Source organism: Dendrosporobacter quercicolus (genome assembly GCF_900104455.1).
GTDB classification, from domain to species: Bacteria; Bacillota; Negativicutes; order DSM-1736; family Dendrosporobacteraceae; genus Dendrosporobacter; species Dendrosporobacter quercicolus.
Genome location: NZ_FNHB01000014.1, coordinates 41151 through 57573, shown reverse-complemented (window position 1 = coordinate 57573; position 16423 = coordinate 41151). Strand labels below are relative to the sequence as shown.

Genomic DNA, 16423 nt, shown 5'->3' with positions numbered 1-16423 from the left:
TATGATTAGCGTATTTATTTGGAAAAAGTCAAAAATAGAGAGGTTTTTTATCATCATTAGCTAATAATATAAAGGTTATGGATTAATTAAATTAGAGGTGAAGGCCCCTCATGAAGCAGAAAATGATGATTATTGATGGAAGCAGTCTTATTCATAGAGCGTTTTATGCCTTGCCGTTGTTAACTACCGCCAGTGGCCAGCACACAAATGCAGTGTATGGTTTTGCAACGATGCTGGTAAAGCTTTTGGCTGACTATAAACCGGATGCAATTGCAGTGGCTTTTGATAAAGGCCGGGTTACCTTTCGCAATGAGGTTTACGGACAATATAAGGCTCACCGGAAAGCTACGCCGGCCGAGTTATCCGAACAGTTTCCGCTGGTGCAGCAATTGCTGGCGGCTTTTGGGATAACGGTAATGGAGGAAGCTGGTTATGAAGGCGATGATATCATCGGTACACTAACCGCCAAGGCTGTTGCGGCTGGTTTTGCGGTAATCATTGTGACCGGGGACCGGGATGCTTTGCAATTGCTGCAACCTGCGGTACAGGTGATGTTAACCCGTAAGGGCATTTCTGATATGGAGATGTTTGACACCGGGATTTTCAAAGCCAAATATGGTGTGGAAGCGGCGCAGCTTATTGATTTAAAAGGGCTGATGGGCGATACATCGGATAATATTCCGGGAGTGCCGGGAATTGGCGAGAAAACTGCGCTTAAACTGATTAGCGAATTTGGCACTGTAGAAAATTTATTAAGGAATATTGATCAGGTGCCTGGCAAGAAACTCCAGGAGAATCTACGCAACAATGTGGAATTGGCTGTTGTTTCCAAGCAATTGGCCACCATTATCACTGATATGCCAATGGACTTCAACCCGGATAGTTATAAAATGGAGCCTGATTGTGAAAATATCAGGGCTTTGTTTACCCGGTTTGAATTTAAAAGTTTGCTGGCCCGGATGGACGTTTTATTTCCTGGGAATAGCAGCAGCAGTCCGGAGGTCGAAGACGTCAGCCGTGAGGCGCCGACTGTCTGTGATCGCAGTGCGGCGTTGGCTGTCGCCGCAGCAATTCGTCAGCAGAAAGCCATGTTTTTTTTCCCGGTCATTACCGGGCGCATTCCCAGTCTGGTATTTGCGGGCCTAGCGGTGATGGCGGCGGAAGATCAGCCGGTATATATACCGGCCGGGACTGAGGCCTGGGATGAAATGCTGGCGTTACTCGCGGATGACCGTATTGGCAAAGTAACCCACGAAGTAAAGAGCGTTTATGCCGCCTGCCGGCAGGAAAAAGTGAGTTTTGCCGGTCCGGCCTTTGATACGGCTTTGGCTGCATATTTGATTGACCCTACGGCAAGTGAATATCCTCTTGCCGGGCTTAGAGAAAAGTATTTGGGTTTGTCTAGCGGACAAGCCGGCAAACCTACGATTGACCAGGGTTACGCCGCCTGGGCGGTGCAGGTGATTCAGCCGCTGTATCCGGTGCTTGAGCGTAAGCTGAAGGAGCTGGAGCTGGTTAAGTTATACTATGAAATTGAATTGCCGCTGGTTAGTGTGCTGACCGCCATGGAGACGGACGGTATTGCGATTGACAGCGGGCATTTGGCGGTGATGTCAGCAGAGATTGCCGGTAAAGTTGACGGACTTCTCAGCGAAATTTATCAATTGGCCGGCGAGGAGTTCAATGTCAATTCGACCAAGCAGCTTGGGCAAATCTTGTTTGACAAACTGAAACTGCCTGTCATCAAAAAGACGAAAACCGGCTATTCCACAGATGCCGAAGTTCTGGAAAAATTGGCCGGCCAGCATCCGCTGATTGATCAATTGCTTGAGTACAGGCTGCTGACCAAACTGAAGTCAACCTATCTGGATGGAATGCAAGGGCTGGTCAATGCAACAACCAAGCGCATTTACACTTCTTTCAACCAACTGGTGACCGCTACCGGCCGACTGAGCAGTTCCGATCCTAACCTGCAAAATATTCCTATCCGTTCGGAGGCCGGCAAACGCATCCGGGAACTCTTTATTCCGGGCGACGGTTATCATTATCTGATGTCGGCCGACTATTCACAGATTGAGCTTAGAGTATTGGCTCATATGTCAGGTGACGCCAACCTGATGGATGCTTTTCGCGCCAATCAGGATGTTCACACCAGAACCGCAGCCGAAGTATTTGGCGTACATATGAATGAAGTGACGGCTGAAATGCGCCGGCGTGCCAAGGCTGTAAACTTTGGCATTGTATATGGCATCAGCGACTATGGCCTGTCCCGGGATTTGGGCGTTACCCGCAAGGAAGCGGCGCAATATATTGAAAGTTATTTCGATAAATGCCGCGGTGTAAAGGCTTTTATTGACCAGGTAGTCAAGGAGGCCCATGAAAATGGGTATGTAACGACACTGTTTGGCCGGCGGCGCTATTTGCCGGAAATCAACAGCAGCAATTACAATCAGCGCTCTTTTGCCGAACGTACCGCAATGAATACGCCAATTCAGGGAACGGCGGCTGATGTTATCAAGAAAGCGATGATTGATGTTTATCGCGAGCTGACGCAAAGGCAGCTAAAGAGCCGTCTTTTACTGCAAGTTCATGATGAATTGGTATTGGAAGTTAGTAACGAAGAAACTGCAGAAGTTTCTCAAATAGTGCAGCAGGCAATGGAAAATGCCGTTAAGCTGGATGTGCCGCTGGTTGCTGATGTGAAATTGGGAGAAAACTGGGCTAGAGCCAAATAATGGAGGAAGAATTATGCCGGAATTACCGGAAGTTGAAACCGTCCGCCGGACGCTTGTCGATAAAATAACCGGCTGTCAGATAAAAAATGTCGATATTAAGCTGCCGCGTTTAATCAAGTGGCCGTCGGCCCATGAGTTTAAGGCCTTGATTACTGGTAGAACAATTATCACGCTGGCCAGGCACGGCAAATATCTTTTGCTGTATTTGGATAATGAAATGATTGTGGTAATTCACTTAAGAATGACCGGGCGTCTATATTATGTGAGCACCGCTGATTTAACCGATCAATTTTCCCGGATTGTATTTGAACTTTCCAACGGCGATCATTTATTGTATGCCGATACACGCACGTTAGGAACGCTGTACGCCATGCGCCCGGATGAATTGTGGCGTATTTCGGGGCTGGCTTCATTAGGGCCTGAGCCGCTTTCGCCGGAGTTTACCAAAGAATATCTTGCCGGTATTTTGCACAAAAGTAAAGGAAAGATCAAAGCGCTGCTGCTCAATCAAAAGGTTGTGGCCGGGTTAGGCAATATCTATGTTGACGAAGCCCTGGCCATTGCCGGCCTTCATCCTGAGCGTACGGCCAACAGTCTGAACAGGGCTGAGGCTGAAAGGCTTTATTCCGCCATCAACCAGGTGATTGCTGACGGAATTGCGCATGGGGGCACGACCTTTCGCGATTATCGCGATGGAGCCGGAAAAAGCGGCAGCCACCAGAATCATTTGCGGGTCTATGGCCGGAAGGATTTGCATTGTTACCAATGCGGGGCGCAAATTGTCAAAAAAGAAGTTGCCGGCAGGGGCACGCACTTTTGTCCCCATTGCCAGCGCTAAGGAGCGGGCTGCGATGTATGTTATCGGTCTCACTGGCGGTATAGCCAGCGGTAAGAGTACGGTGAGCAAAATACTGTTTGAAGCGGGCGCCTTTATCCTGGATGCCGATCAGATTGCTCATGACGTCGTCAAGCCGCACAGCCCGGCCTGGGCGGATATTGTCAATACGTTCGGTAAAGCTGTTTTATGTACCGACAGAACGGTTGACCGTCGGAAGCTGGGCAATATTATTTTTCAGGACGAGCCTGCCCGCAAACGTCTGGAGGCGATTATGCATCCCCATGTCAGACAGTGCATTGATGAGAATTTAACCGAATATGCACGGCAAGACGGCAAAATTGCGGTAGTGGATGTACCTCTGCTGTATGAGGTTGGCTGGCAGCAGCTCGCGAATGAAGTCTGGGTTGTTTATGTTGAACGCGATACGCAGCTGCAGCGCCTGTTGAACAGGAACGGATTGTCGCCAGCCCAGGCCAGGGCCAGAATCGCGGCGCAGATGGATCTGGCCGCAAAGGCCGGGCTTGCCGATGTGGTCATTGACAATAGCCGTGAGCTTCAATATACACGAAGTCAGGTGCTTGCCGCCTGGAAACAAGCGGTGAAGCGGGCGGCTCTGCAATAGAGTCTAATTTCGCATTTTTTTGCCTGCCGGTACATAGCTTTTGTTAGAGTAAAAAAAGCGGAGTGATTTATTTTGCGTATTTTAGCCTGGATGAGAATCCTGGTCCTTGGTGCTTTGCTGATCGTTTTTGCTGCTTATGCCGGCTTCAACAGTGACTGGTTTCAAAAAAGGTATGTCTATCCGTACCCCTATCAGGATTTGGTGTATCAGTATGCTCTGGAAAATGAGCTTGATCCGCTGCTGGTGGCCGGCGTCATCCGGGTTGAGAGCAAATTTGTTCCGCAGGCCCGTTCGCCCAAAGGCGCCATTGGCTTAATGCAATTGATGCCGGAAACGGCGGAATGGATTGCAGAGCAGATGAATTTTCCCGGGTTTGAACTGGAGGATTTGCAAAATCCCGAAGTCAATATTCAATTTGGCACCTGGTATCTGGCTTCACTACATAAGGAATTTCAAGGCAACGAAGTTTTGATGCTGGCCGCTTATAATGGCGGCCGGGGTAATGTAAAACAGTGGATGCAGCGTTATGGCTGGTCCATGGATTTTCAGGCGTTTCATCAAATACCGTTCAAGGAGACCAGAGAATATGTGGGGCGGGTTTTGCATGACAAGCAACGCTATCAGGATTTATACGGCAGGTGAGGTATAGATTTGTGAAATATAAACATTATTTATGGATCATTGTGGGCATTATGCTGCTGATTGCCGGCTGCGGCCGTGAACAGCAAAATGAAGTCAAAAAAAATGAGCAAGTGCGGATTCAGCCAGGCGGGCAGTTGAATTACGGCAGTTTGCAGGAGCCGGATACCTTAAACCCGTTGTTGTCGGAAATGCTGGCCTCCGCCGAGGTGGGCCGGCTGGTTTTTAGCGGCCTGGTCATCACCGATAATAAAGGTGAATGGATCGCTGATTTGGCCAAGGAAGTGCCGACGGCCGGGAATGGCGGGATCAGTGCAGACGGTCTTACCGTTACTTATCAGCTTCGTTCAGGTATTACCTGGCATGACGGCGCTCCGTTTACCGCCGAGGATGTTCAGTTTACCTGGCAGGCGATCATGAATCCCAGAAACAATATCGTGTTGCGGGACGGTTATGATAAGATCAGTTCAATTGAACTACCTGACCAATATACGGTAAGAGTAAAATTCAAGGAGTACTATGCCCCTTTCTTAACGTTATTTTCGACTATTCTGCCTAAGCATTTGCTCCAGGGAGCGGATATTAACAAGAGTCCGTTCAATCGCTCGCCGGTTGGTACCGGGCCGTTCAAATTTGCGGATTGGCGGATCGCTGACGCCATAGAGCTTACCGCCAATCCGGATTATTATAAGGGAAAGCCGAAGTTAGACACCGTTGTCTACAAATTTCTGCCGGATGCCAACATCATGCTGACGCAAGTAAAAAACGGCGCGCTTGATCTGGCTGGTAATATAAGTTGGAATCAGGTGGATCAGGTAAAGGCAATCGCCGGCTATCATACGGTGATTTCACCCAATATGATTTGGGAACATCTTGATTTTAATCTGGATAACAGTTTGTTTCAGGATGTGCGGATCCGCCAGGCGATTGCTCTCGGTATTGACCGTCAGGCTTTGGTTGCCAATGTGTTGAATCATGTGGCCAGCCCGGCTGTTGGTGATCAATCGCCGCTGTCCTGGGCGTACAACCCGGCGCTTACCGCCGCCGGGCGGAATGTGGACGAAGCCCGGTCTTTACTGGTGCAAGCCGGCTGGCGGCAGGGGGCTGACGGTGTTTTTATTAAAGAAGGCCGCAGGCTGACCTTCTCTTTGGCTACCACTGGCGGCAACAAGATCCGGGAAGGGGTTGCCCAAGCCATTGCCGGCCAGCTCAGAGAGGTTGGTATTGAGGTAGCGGTACAGCTGGTTGATCCTGCTCTGTTTTTTAGTGAAACCTTGCCGCGCCGGCGCTTTGAAACAGCTCTTTATGCCTGGGTGGCGGGCGTGGATCCTGACAATAAAAGCTTGTGGAATTCACAACAAATTCCTTCCCAGTACAATGGTTATAAAGGCAAGAATTATCCCGGCTGGCGCAATGCCGAAGTCGATCAGCTAACTGAGCAGGGATTGCGTACTGTGGATTTGCGCACTCGTAAAATGGTTTATTTTCGGCTGCAGGAAATATTGCTGCAGGAGTATCCGGTAGTGCCGTTGTATTTCCGGGCGAACATTGATGTGGTAAAAAATAAAGTGGTCAACTACAAGCCTAATCCTACACCGGCCGGTAATTTCTGGAATGCCTGGGAAATTGGATTTTCGGCAAATTAGTTATTTAGGGCTTGACACCTTTTCGGTAATATGTTAATCTAATTAAGTCATTAAAAGTGTTAAACATGCGGTCGTGGCGGAACGGCAGACGCGCTAGCCTCAGGAGCTAGTGGGGGCAACCTCGTGGTGGTTCAAATCCACTCGACCGCACCATAAAACACAGTAACTGCGTATAATGTATTATGCGGTTGTGGTGGAACGGCAGACACACCATCTTGAGGGGGTGGCGGGGAGACCCGTGTGGGTTCAAATCCCACCAACCGCACCAAAACATACGGTATTTTGAACGCCTTAAGGGAAACCTGAAGGCGTTTTTTTGTTGTGTAAGCAAAAGCACACGCTAGGCGTGTGCTTAAATGAGAAAACGACTGGCTAAAGTCGAGTTACCCAAAGATATCCTTTACTACCGCAAAAAAGGCCAGTACAGCCTTTGAAAGATAAGCATTCTTTCTATAAACAAGCCCAAAATTTAATTGGTTTGGTACACAGTCCTTTAATATATAGTACTTTCCACGAAACTCAGGATTGCAATAAGGAATGATAACTTCCGATACAAAAGCAACGCCTATGCCGGATACTGCTAAGGCATGCGCAGTTTCCATGTTTTTGACCTCAAGGATCGTCTTTGGTGTAAAGTTTTCTTGTTTGAAGAAATTGGTAATTTGAATTCTGGATTGAGAATCCGGCAGGAGATAAATAAAAGTTTCATTTTGCAGCTCGCATAGATCGATTGGGGGATATGAGGCAGTGGAACTTTCAGCCCGTAGTTTATTGTTAAGCGGGTGGGCAGGGGACACTACGATTAAATGTTTTTCTTTATTAATAAAAGTATAGGATAACTCGTTGTTTTTTACCGGCAGAACTTCAACACTAAAATCGATATCTCCGGTAAGTATGGCATTTTCAAGTCCTGATGCATGGTCTTCATAAATGGATACTGTAATACCGGGATATTTCTCATAGAAAACCGGAAGTACCTTAGGGAAAAAATATTTACCCCGGAATTGCGAAACCCCAACAGTGATATGTTCATTTTTTAAATTCGCAATGTCTTTCATTTGTTTATGGAGCTGTTTTTCATAATTTAAAATTTGGTAAGCTGTTTTAACAAACTGCCTTCCGGCAAACGTAAGAAGTAAAGGTTTTTTGCTGCGGTCAAACAGGCGTACATCCAGGGATTCTTCAATGCGCGCGATGGACTGGCTTAAAGATGGCTGAGTGATAAAGAGTTTTTGCGCGGCATTGGAGATACTTCTTTCTTCGGCGACCTTTAACACATATTGAATATCGCGAAATTCCATAATAACTCTCCTCGTAACATAAAGTATAATGTTAAACCTATATTATCATATATAATATACTATTTGAATTATTATTTGAATAGTGCAATAATCGGAATAGATAGAAATACATTACAACAACATTACAAGGAGAGGGTAAAAATGAAAATCACAAAAGTGGAATCTATTTTGACAGGCTCACGTCGTTTATTTGTAAAAGTATACACTGACGAGGGGATTATTGGCGTAGGCGAAGGTGGAAACTGGGGTTTTCGTGAAGCTGTGGCTGGTGCTATTGCCCGCATGGAAAAACCATTAATCGGACAGGATCCGTTACGGATAGAATACATTGGGAGCGAGCTGTACAAGCGATTTAAATTTGGCGGTACAGTTGTTGGCAGCGCGATTTCCGCCATAGATATTGCTTTGTGGGATATTAAAGGGAAATATTATAATGCCCCTATTTATCAGCTGTTGGGCGGCGCTGTTCGCAAAAAAATTCGTTTATGGGGCGTTGTAGATGGTAAAACAATTCAGGAGAGTGTGGAATCTGCTAAAAAATTACAAGCAGAAGGATATACTTGCATTCGATTAAATCCAACCAATATTAAAGAGGCAACCGGCACTTATGCACGTCAGATGAAGGCGATGAGCGATATGATTCATGCAGTGCGTGAAGCGGTTGGACTGGATATGGATCTTGGCTGTGAAATCCATCGAGCATTACAGCCGCATGAAAGCGTTACTCTGTTAAAAATGGTAGAGGATTGCAACCTTCTTTTCTTTGAAGATCCTATTAATTATGAAAATTATTTGTCACTGAAAGAAGTAACTCGTAAAACCAAGACTCCAATCAGTGCTGGCGAGCGCAGTTTCTGCATTCAGGATGTAGATATGCTGCTGCGGGACGATAGCGTTAGCTTTATACGGCCGGATATTTGTGTTATGGGTGGAATTACCGGTTGTAAAAAAGCAGCGGCGATTGCGGAAAGTCACTATGTAAATGTTATTCCACACATTGCTACAGGCAGTATTAATCTTGCCGGCAGCTTACATCTGGCAGCAGCAATACCTAATTTTGAGGTAATGGAAATGTGCCCTATTACCAGCGAGTGGGCTAGAATTCAAAAAGAAATAACAACACCATTTAAAATTGAAAATGGCTATCTGTCTGTACCGGAAGGACCAGGGCTTGGCGTTGAACTGCGTGATGATATTGAAGAAACAGCCCCCTATTGTGATTGGCCCTGGGACTTCGAACAATGCGACATAAAATAATTCATCATTTGTATTTAAATGAACCAGGGGATCTACCGCCAGGTTGATTTATTGGTGTCAAAGCCACCTTACGACGACCTGTGTCTGACTTGGTGGCCCTTTTTTTGCACCGGCAGCATGCCGGTGGGTACGAAGGACCGATCTGAGTTTCGGCAAAACTAAATCTTTTAACGGCTATCGCTTAATTTGCCCGTATTGTCATAACCCTGTGGTAGTCATTCTCTCATCTACTATGCGTTTGTTGCATAACAACAGTCAGGAGGATTAATCATGGTATGGATTGGTATTGCCATTGTTTTTGCCACATTTTACTTTATTATTAAAAACTATGAAACAAGATTAGTATTAATTCTTTCCGGCGTAATTATGGCAGCGCTCGGCGGAAATATCGTCAGTTCTGTCAATGCCTTTGTCAAAGAGTTTACCAATTCCGGCTTGGTGCCCACAATTTGTATCGTTATGGGATTTAGCTATGTGATGGACTATACAGGTTGTAGCAAGCACTTGGTTGCTTTTTTGACGAACTTGTTAAAGAAAGTTCCTTTAATCATTATTCCCGGAAGCGTTTTGGTCACATTTTTCTTAAATATTGCGATACCAAGCGCGGCAGGCGTGGCAGCGGCTGTAGGTACACTTTTAATTCCTACGCTGCTGGCCGTCGGTGTTCGTCCGGCAATGGCGGCCAGCGCTGTTTTTTTGGGGACGTGGGGCAGTGTCATGAGCCCGGGATTGATGTTTAATCCCCAGGTGGCCGAAATGGCAGGAGTAGATGTAATGACCGTTATTGCCACCTTTTCCAAACAGGTATTATTAGCCGCTCTGGCTGCGGCATTGATTTTAATGGTGATTGCCCACATTAAGAAAGAAGGCGTGGGAAGCCAGCGTTTAGGCGATGAGATTGTGGAGTCTGCAAGCATTAAGATCAATTATTTATTCGCCCTCATCCCCGTCCTTCCTATTGTTCTTTTGGTTTTAGGCAGTAAGCAAGTGCAATTGATTCCGGAATTTACAGTGCCGCAGGCAATGCTTTTGGGAACCGCCTTGGGGTTTGTCGTTACCAGAAAGCATTTTGGCGACATGACAAAACAGTTTTTTCGCGGGGTAGGCGATGGATTTTGCGATGTCGTCGGCATTATCGCAGCAGCCGCAATGTTTATTCAGGGGATGCAGGTCATTGGCCTGACTGATGCGTTGCTGGATATGATGAAAGGCTCGCAGCAGATCGCAAAATTCACGGCGGCATTCGGTCCGTTTATTATTGCGGCAATATCAGGGACAGGAAATGCAGCGGCGCTTGCTTTTAACGGGGCGGTAACTCCGCACGCAGCTACTTTCGGATATGGTATTATTGAAATGGGTTCTATGGTTCAGATTGGAGGCGGCTTGGGGCGCACAATGTCGCCGGTAGCCCCATCGGCAATTATTCTAGCAAAAATAGCGGGAATTAATCCGATGGAAATTACCAAGCGCAATATGATTCCGACGATTGTAGCGACATTTATCGTCCTGTTTACATTGATGTAAATCAAACAGGCATGCTCGAAAATTTACGATATTACGAACGCCTTGAGGGAAACCCCTGAAGGCGTTTTGCTTTCAATACGTTAGGGCCGGTGGTCTACATTTTATTTCCATGCCGGGCAGAGCATGCGCCGTATAGCTAGTGTCTTGGCAAAATTGTGAATTAAGATTAGACAACGCATCTTTTTCCGCCCCTGTTTGTTGGCCGCAACGGCATAATTTTTATTTTTTGCATTGTTGAGTATCTTCATTCCCGTATATGCGCGGACACGATATTGACAATTGTTTTAAATTGAAATAAGCTGAAGTTACAGCGCGAATTGTAATATCCGGGGCATTTTGCTGCCGGCATCTTTGGGATTCGGTGGAATAGTTAACTACCATTCTAAAATTATAGGATCCATTGCGCGGGTTTTTGCTCAGATGGTCCCAAAGCTGTGCCTATCAGACATAGATAAGGCCACGACAAGGCGGCTGAGCGGAAAAGATCGCGCAGGAACCCGGAGTTTAGTATTGCAGAGAACAGGGGGCGCATTGTTATGAACATATATGAAGGAATCCAGAAAAGGCGGAGTATCCGGAATTTTGAAACTCGGCCGGTGGAAAAAGAAAAAATTGAAAAGCTGTTAAAAGCAGGGATGCAGGCTCCTTCGGCCGCCAATCAACAGCCGTGGGAGTTTATTGTGGTTGAGGACAAAGAAAGCCTGCAAAAGTTATCGAAGGCCCATAGTTACGCCGGTCCGATAAAAAATGCAACACTTGGCATTATTGTATTATCCAATGAAAAGTATTTAACATTCAAGCAGTATTGGCAGCAAGATTTGGCGGCGGCGACGGAAAATATTTTACTTGCGGCGGTGGAGCTTGGTTTGGGTGCGGTATGGTTAGGAATTGCGCCGGAAGAAGACCGAATGTCTTTCATGAAGGATTTTTTTAAGCTGCCCGAAAGCGTCGAGGCATTTGCCATGCTGGCCGTCGGTTATTCCTCTGCGAATAAGTTTGAAGATCGGTTTGATAAAGCCAGAATTCATTATGAGACATATTAGTTCTATGCAATTGCGCCTCAAGATACAAGGCGAACGCTGTTTCTGAAGTATTCGGCGCTAACAAGCAAGGGCGAGTCATCTTAATAAAGAAATTTTAATGACAACGGCTAATTTTTCCAAGCTTCCGGCCAGCGCTGGATAATAGCGACCGCGGATGACTGGACAACCTGGCTGATCTCAAATGTCCGAGGCCTATGATGCTGAACGTGATATCCATAAAAAAGTCATTGTGAAGGCCGGTAGAGGCGTTGCGAATCCGATTTGCTTGGCCGGTAAATATCCTGCAAAAATGTCCCCCAAAAGCTGTTTAAGGAGGTGCGGACATGATCACAGAGCAACAAAAGCTGTTGGCAATTGCAGCGCACTTGGCGTATCTTCTGGGAGGAGTTGGTTTTGTGGTTGCCCCGCTTGTCATTTTTTTTATTAAGAAGGATGATCCATTTATTGCCGACCACGCCAAACAGGCTCTTGTCGCTCAACTGTCCCTGCTGGTTGCCGGTGCAGTGGTTGGTTTTTTATCCTTACTGTTCATTGGATTGCTGTTAATCCCCGTGCTAGCTCTGCTCAGCACCGTTATTTTCTTCACTTCCATTTTAGCGGCGCTGAAAGCCTTAAACGGAGATTATTACCATTATCCTTTCATACAGGGACTGGTTGAAAAATTATGAAAAAAGTCCGCTGCATCGGTCTGTTGGGCTTCTTTCGAGGATGTTTTACGCCGATGCAAGTTAAGCTGGTTTGTGCGTGAACATGAAAAGAAAATAGCCTTCAGAAGTTGGAAAGGGGATCATGATGGAAATCAGAGTGAATGGCATTTCGTTATTTTACGAATGCTTTGGCGTCGGCGCTCCAATGATTCTGCTGCATGGAAATGGGGAAGATCACTATATTTTTGATAAGATAGCCGCCAAATTAAAAGACCATTTTACGGTTTATGCAATTGACAGCAGAAATCATGGTCAAAGCACAAAAACAGAGGACTATTCCTATCAGACGATGGCTGAGGACCTCTATGCTTTTATCCAGGCGCTGCATTTGCATAAAGTCAATATGATTGGGTTTAGCGACGGCGCTATCGTCAGCCTGATTGTCGCAATCAATTACCCGGCCGTACTCGAAAAAATGGCTTTGCTGGGTGTTAATTTGAAACCCGGAGACTTTACTGAAGAAAGCTACCAGTATGTCAAGCAAACCTATGAGGAAACGAAGAACCCCTTATTTAAGCTGATGCTTGAGCAGCCCAATATAGAACTGGACAGCCTCCGGAACGTTTTGGTTCCTTCCCTGGTCATTGCTGCGGAAAATGATATTTTTAAGCCTGCGATGTTTGAAGAAGTTGCAAAGGCGCTTCCCCATGCAGAACTGAAAATAATGGCAGGCCATGAACATGACAGCTATATTGTAAATCAGGATATCCTGTACCCGGATTTCATTCGTTTTTTCAAATAGCCGGTTTTCGGTAGAACCGAACGAAACACATAAAAAGCCAGGCGCTTAAGCGCCCGGCTTTTTTGCATTTTAATCGCAGCGTCCTGCGAAACTGGCCCAAAAGATGATCTTCGCATAAAGCAATTCATTAGTAATGCTAAAGAAAAAATCTATTGTTTAATCATTGTTTACAATAGCAATATCTTTCATAAACACTAAATTGTTATAAGTTAGAAAGTATAGTAAATTTGAGTAAGGGAAGTTAACAACAGACGTATAGAAGGCAGTTGTACAGTCTGTACTTTGTAAAGCATTGAAAGTGGGAGTGGTCGATTGTGGTAAAGATCTTGGTCTATTTAGCCTGGATGGGGATTACCTTTGGTTTGATGGCGTACATGATCTTTCGCAGATTTAAAAATACTCTGCATGGAAGACCGGAGAGCAGATATGACCGGCTGAAGTATTTTCTGACAAATGTCGTGGCTCAGGACAAGGTAATACAGGATCACCGGCTTTGCCCATGTGTTGATCATGTGGGGTTTATCGTACTCGGTTTTGGGGCATTGAACCTGGCGGTGGAGGGACTGTTCGGCGTACCGGTGCCGTTTATCGGGCTGAAGGAACTATTTTTGCTGCTGGTGTACACTGGTGTTATCGTAGCGGTACTCCGCCGTACGGTGCTGAAACCGGACCGAATCAATAATACTGTTGAAGCTTTTGTTATTGTGTTTTAATTAGTCTTATCGTTACCGGTGATCTTTTGTATAACGGCGCCAGTTTTGCGCTGGGCGAAAACGCCGGCATTCGAAGCGCTGCGTTTTTCTAATTTTGTGTCAGGACTGCTGGCCGGAAATACGCCGGAAACCCTTGAACGGATTGCAACAGGAGCTTGGTGGCTGCATTTTCTGCCAATGGGCACGATGAGCGTGCTTATTCCGAGTTCCAAACATCTGCATCTGGCGTTTGCGCCGGCCAATGCCATTTGGCATACGTTACGGCCTAAAGGCTCCCTGACGAAGGTAGACTTCGAATTCGAAGATGAGACGATCAAAATCATTGGCGCGAACAAAATAGAGGAATTCACCTGGAAACAGTTGTTCGATACCTATACCTGCGTGCAATGCGGCCGTTGCTCGGAACGATGTCCGGCTCTCCAGACAGGTAAGCCGCTGGATCCCCGGGCATTGCATGTTGAACTCAGAGCCCATATCGAAGAGAAAGCGCCGCTGCTGGACAAAATCAAAGCTGCGGGCGACAAAAAGCCTGAATTTACGGAAGCTGAGCAGGCGATTCTTGACGATGTGTTTTCCGAGCAGTTTATCTGGTCCTGTACGCCTGTCGCGCCTGTGAGAGGCCTGCCCTGTATCCAATGAGCATGTGCAGAAGCTCATCGACTTACGACGCTACATGGCCATGGCCGAAGCCCGGATGCCGGAAGATGTGCAGCGTACCTTCAATTGCTACCAAAGCGGAAATCCCTGGAAGCTTCCCACAGCCGCGGTGACTGGATGAATGAACTGACGGTTCCCGCCTGGGCGGACAAGGCTGAGTATCTGCTGTACGTGGGCTGCGCCGGAGCGTATGACAACCGGGCTATCGCGGTCAGCAGGGCCCTGGTGAAGGTGCTGAATGCGGCAGGCGTAAATTATGGCGTTCTCGGCAATATCCCGATTTTGGCGGTCAGTTTGAAGTCATCCATCACTCGGAATTTCTTGCCGGTCTTCTCAGTTCCGGAAAAATCAAGGTGGACGGTTCCTTTGCCGCCAAGGTGACCTATCATGACGGCTGCTATCCGGACGTCACAACGATGTGTTTCAGGCGCCTCGCGCTGTCCTCGAGGCAGTGCCGGGAATCAGCGTGATTGAGATGGGCCAGAACAGGAAGGATGCGTCGTTGTGATTACAGTCATCGTTTAAAAGCGCAGGGCTTTGCAATTCCTACGCTTTTTCCCTGTGTGGGGCAGGTCAATACTGTGGATCCTGCGTCAGGCAGGCTGAATACCGGCCGCAGTGCAGGTGCGGATTTCGCAGGGCTATGCGTTACCGCTGGCGTCAAACGGAGCGTGACGCAGTTCATTTGCTTTTGACCAGTTAATAAAAAAATTTTTAAAATTTAATACAATTGGCAGTGGTTTGGGTTTTTTGAGAAAAACGATGGAAAGAGTTCTGATTCTGGTTGGTTTAAAACGAATCAGTGCAACATTTTTGGGCAATTTTTTCATCACCAGGCGTAAGGAAAGCATGGCGATGCCCATCCCTTCAGCCACGAGTCCGACAATGGTATCAGTGTACTGGGTCTCGTAGGAGAATTGCGGTATAAATCCGGACTGGCGGCAGGCGTCCATGGTATCCTGGTAAAAATCAGAAGATTTGGAGAAGGAAATAAACCTCTCTTGTGAGACCTCACCTAAATCTATAATCTGTCTGGAAGCCAGAGGATGAGATTTGTTGACGATGATCACTAATTCATCATCAACCAGAGGATAGGATTCTAAGGAGAATTGTTCCGGCTTGAATTTATCAAAAGTGGTTAGAAATGCCACATCAATTTTGCCGTTACATAATAATGTATATAAGTCAAGGCATCCGGCTTCGCAAAAATGCAATGAGATTTTCGGGTAATTTTTTTGGAATAAAGCAATGAGAGCAGTCATACCATACGCTTCGAAGGCCGGACAGTTTCCAATAAATATATTTCCGCTTTCACCAACAATGTATTTTTGCATTATCGTATTAATTTCAGTAATTTCCGATACTATTTTCTTGGCGCTTTCAATAAATTCAGCGCCGGCTAAAGTTAGGTGAACTGAGCGAGTAGTCCTTTCGAACAAGGCGACTCCCAATTCATCTTCAAGTTTCTTAATTTGCTGCGACAAAGAGGAGGGGGTTACGCAGGCTTCATCTGCGGCGCGGGAGAAATTTAAATGTTTCGCCAGCGTCAGCATGTATTTCAATTGAGCTATCTCCATGTCCGATTCTCCTTTCTAAGCATAAAATCCGGTTCAAACAACATTTGTTAAAATATTCACAAAAGTTGTTGCGCTAGGGCCCAGGCAATAAAAAGAACTCCTCTTGTAGAATATGGCGATCAGCGAGCAAGTTAAAAAGCACGGCCCGCCAGTACCCATTTGCATTAAAAACCCTGCTGCTTTAGCGTAAGCACATCTTTTATTTTAAAACAAAAGAATTTGCGAATATGTTAAAATATTCACAAATATATGAGCAATAAACTTAGGCAGTAAGTAGTTCTAATGCTCAGACATAAGCGTTTTGCACCTGTGGCGCCGGCAAGCAAAATGATGATCGGCGCGACTTAACGGCGCTGGTTTTCAAAAGAGTTTACTTGATTGTATGAAGATACCCGTCAAATATGTTAGAATATTCATATTTA

15 protein-coding genes and 2 tRNA genes are annotated in these 16423 nt (G+C 46.3%); 15 read left to right on the top strand and 2 right to left on the bottom strand.

Annotation, left to right across the window (positions count from 1 at the left end):
* The first annotated feature begins 110 nt into the window (after window positions 1-110).
* The 7 genes from polA to BLR06_RS17635 all read left to right on the top strand — a co-directional run bounded on the left by polA (window position 111) and on the right by BLR06_RS17635 (window position 6748).
* On the top strand, window positions 111-2735 hold the full coding sequence (gene polA, locus BLR06_RS17665) for a DNA polymerase I (RefSeq protein ID WP_092074912.1): 2625 nt from the start codon (window positions 111-113) through the stop codon (window positions 2733-2735).
* 13 nt (window positions 2736-2748) lie between these two features.
* Window positions 2749-3573, top strand: a complete 825-nt coding sequence (gene mutM / locus BLR06_RS17660; protein WP_092074911.1) for a DNA-formamidopyrimidine glycosylase — start codon at window positions 2749-2751, stop codon at window positions 3571-3573.
* A gap of 13 nt (window positions 3574-3586) precedes the next feature.
* Complete coding sequence (coaE, locus tag BLR06_RS17655; RefSeq protein WP_092074910.1) at window positions 3587-4195, top strand: dephospho-CoA kinase; 609 nt, start codon at window positions 3587-3589, stop codon at window positions 4193-4195.
* Between the two features lie 72 nt (window positions 4196-4267).
* Complete coding sequence (locus BLR06_RS17650) at window positions 4268-4837, top strand: lytic transglycosylase domain-containing protein (RefSeq protein ID WP_092074909.1); 570 nt, start codon at window positions 4268-4270, stop codon at window positions 4835-4837.
* Window positions 4838-4848: 11 nt separating this feature from the next.
* Window positions 4849-6480, top strand: a complete 1632-nt coding sequence (locus BLR06_RS17645; protein WP_245698222.1) for a peptide ABC transporter substrate-binding protein — start codon at window positions 4849-4851, stop codon at window positions 6478-6480.
* 67 nt (window positions 6481-6547) lie between these two features.
* Window positions 6548-6633: transfer RNA gene (locus BLR06_RS17640), tRNA-Leu, on the top strand.
* A gap of 31 nt (window positions 6634-6664) precedes the next feature.
* Window positions 6665-6748 (top strand) — tRNA-Leu (locus BLR06_RS17635).
* Between the two features lie 115 nt (window positions 6749-6863).
* Here BLR06_RS17635 and BLR06_RS17630 read toward each other — a convergent pair.
* Entirely contained in the window at window positions 6864-7781 is a 918-nt protein-coding gene (locus BLR06_RS17630) for a LysR family transcriptional regulator (protein WP_092074908.1), read from the bottom strand.
* Between the two features lie 141 nt (window positions 7782-7922).
* Between BLR06_RS17630 and BLR06_RS17625 the strand changes: the two genes are divergently transcribed.
* From BLR06_RS17625 to BLR06_RS20130, 8 genes are all read left to right on the top strand, one after another.
* Window positions 7923-9038, top strand: a complete 1116-nt coding sequence (locus BLR06_RS17625; protein WP_092074907.1) for a mandelate racemase/muconate lactonizing enzyme family protein — start codon at window positions 7923-7925, stop codon at window positions 9036-9038.
* A 270-nt stretch (window positions 9039-9308) separates the two neighbouring features.
* On the top strand, window positions 9309-10562 hold the full coding sequence (gene dcuC, locus BLR06_RS17620; protein ID WP_092074906.1) for a C4-dicarboxylate transporter DcuC: 1254 nt from the start codon (window positions 9309-9311) through the stop codon (window positions 10560-10562).
* Window positions 10563-11098: 536 nt separating this feature from the next.
* Window positions 11099-11605, top strand: coding sequence for a nitroreductase family protein (locus BLR06_RS17615; RefSeq protein ID WP_092074905.1), 507 nt, complete (start codon window positions 11099-11101; stop codon window positions 11603-11605).
* A gap of 323 nt (window positions 11606-11928) precedes the next feature.
* Window positions 11929-12273 (top strand): DUF4870 domain-containing protein, encoded by a 345-nt coding sequence (locus BLR06_RS17610; RefSeq protein WP_092074904.1) that lies wholly within the window; start codon window positions 11929-11931, stop codon window positions 12271-12273.
* A 121-nt stretch (window positions 12274-12394) separates the two neighbouring features.
* Window positions 12395-13054: an alpha/beta fold hydrolase gene (locus BLR06_RS17605; RefSeq protein WP_217636935.1), complete on the top strand. Its 660-nt coding sequence runs from the start codon at window positions 12395-12397 to the stop codon at window positions 13052-13054.
* Between the two features lie 314 nt (window positions 13055-13368).
* The gene (locus BLR06_RS20140; protein WP_245698221.1) at window positions 13369-13767 is read left to right on the top strand and encodes a hypothetical protein; all 399 of its coding nucleotides are present in this window, start codon (window positions 13369-13371) and stop codon (window positions 13765-13767) included.
* Between the two features lie 45 nt (window positions 13768-13812).
* On the top strand, window positions 13813-14406 hold the full coding sequence (locus BLR06_RS20135) for a (Fe-S)-binding protein (protein ID WP_245698220.1): 594 nt from the start codon (window positions 13813-13815) through the stop codon (window positions 14404-14406).
* 84 nt (window positions 14407-14490) lie between these two features.
* The gene (locus tag BLR06_RS20130; RefSeq protein WP_245698219.1) at window positions 14491-14805 is read left to right on the top strand and encodes a hypothetical protein; all 315 of its coding nucleotides are present in this window, start codon (window positions 14491-14493) and stop codon (window positions 14803-14805) included.
* A 260-nt stretch (window positions 14806-15065) separates the two neighbouring features.
* On the opposite strand, the gene BLR06_RS17595 is transcribed toward BLR06_RS20130, so the two are convergent.
* Window positions 15066-16001 carry a LysR family transcriptional regulator gene (locus BLR06_RS17595; RefSeq protein WP_092074902.1) on the bottom strand — a complete coding sequence of 312 codons (936 nt, stop codon included), beginning with the start codon at window positions 15999-16001 and terminating at the stop codon, window positions 15066-15068.
* Window positions 16002-16423: the final 422 nt, after the last annotated feature.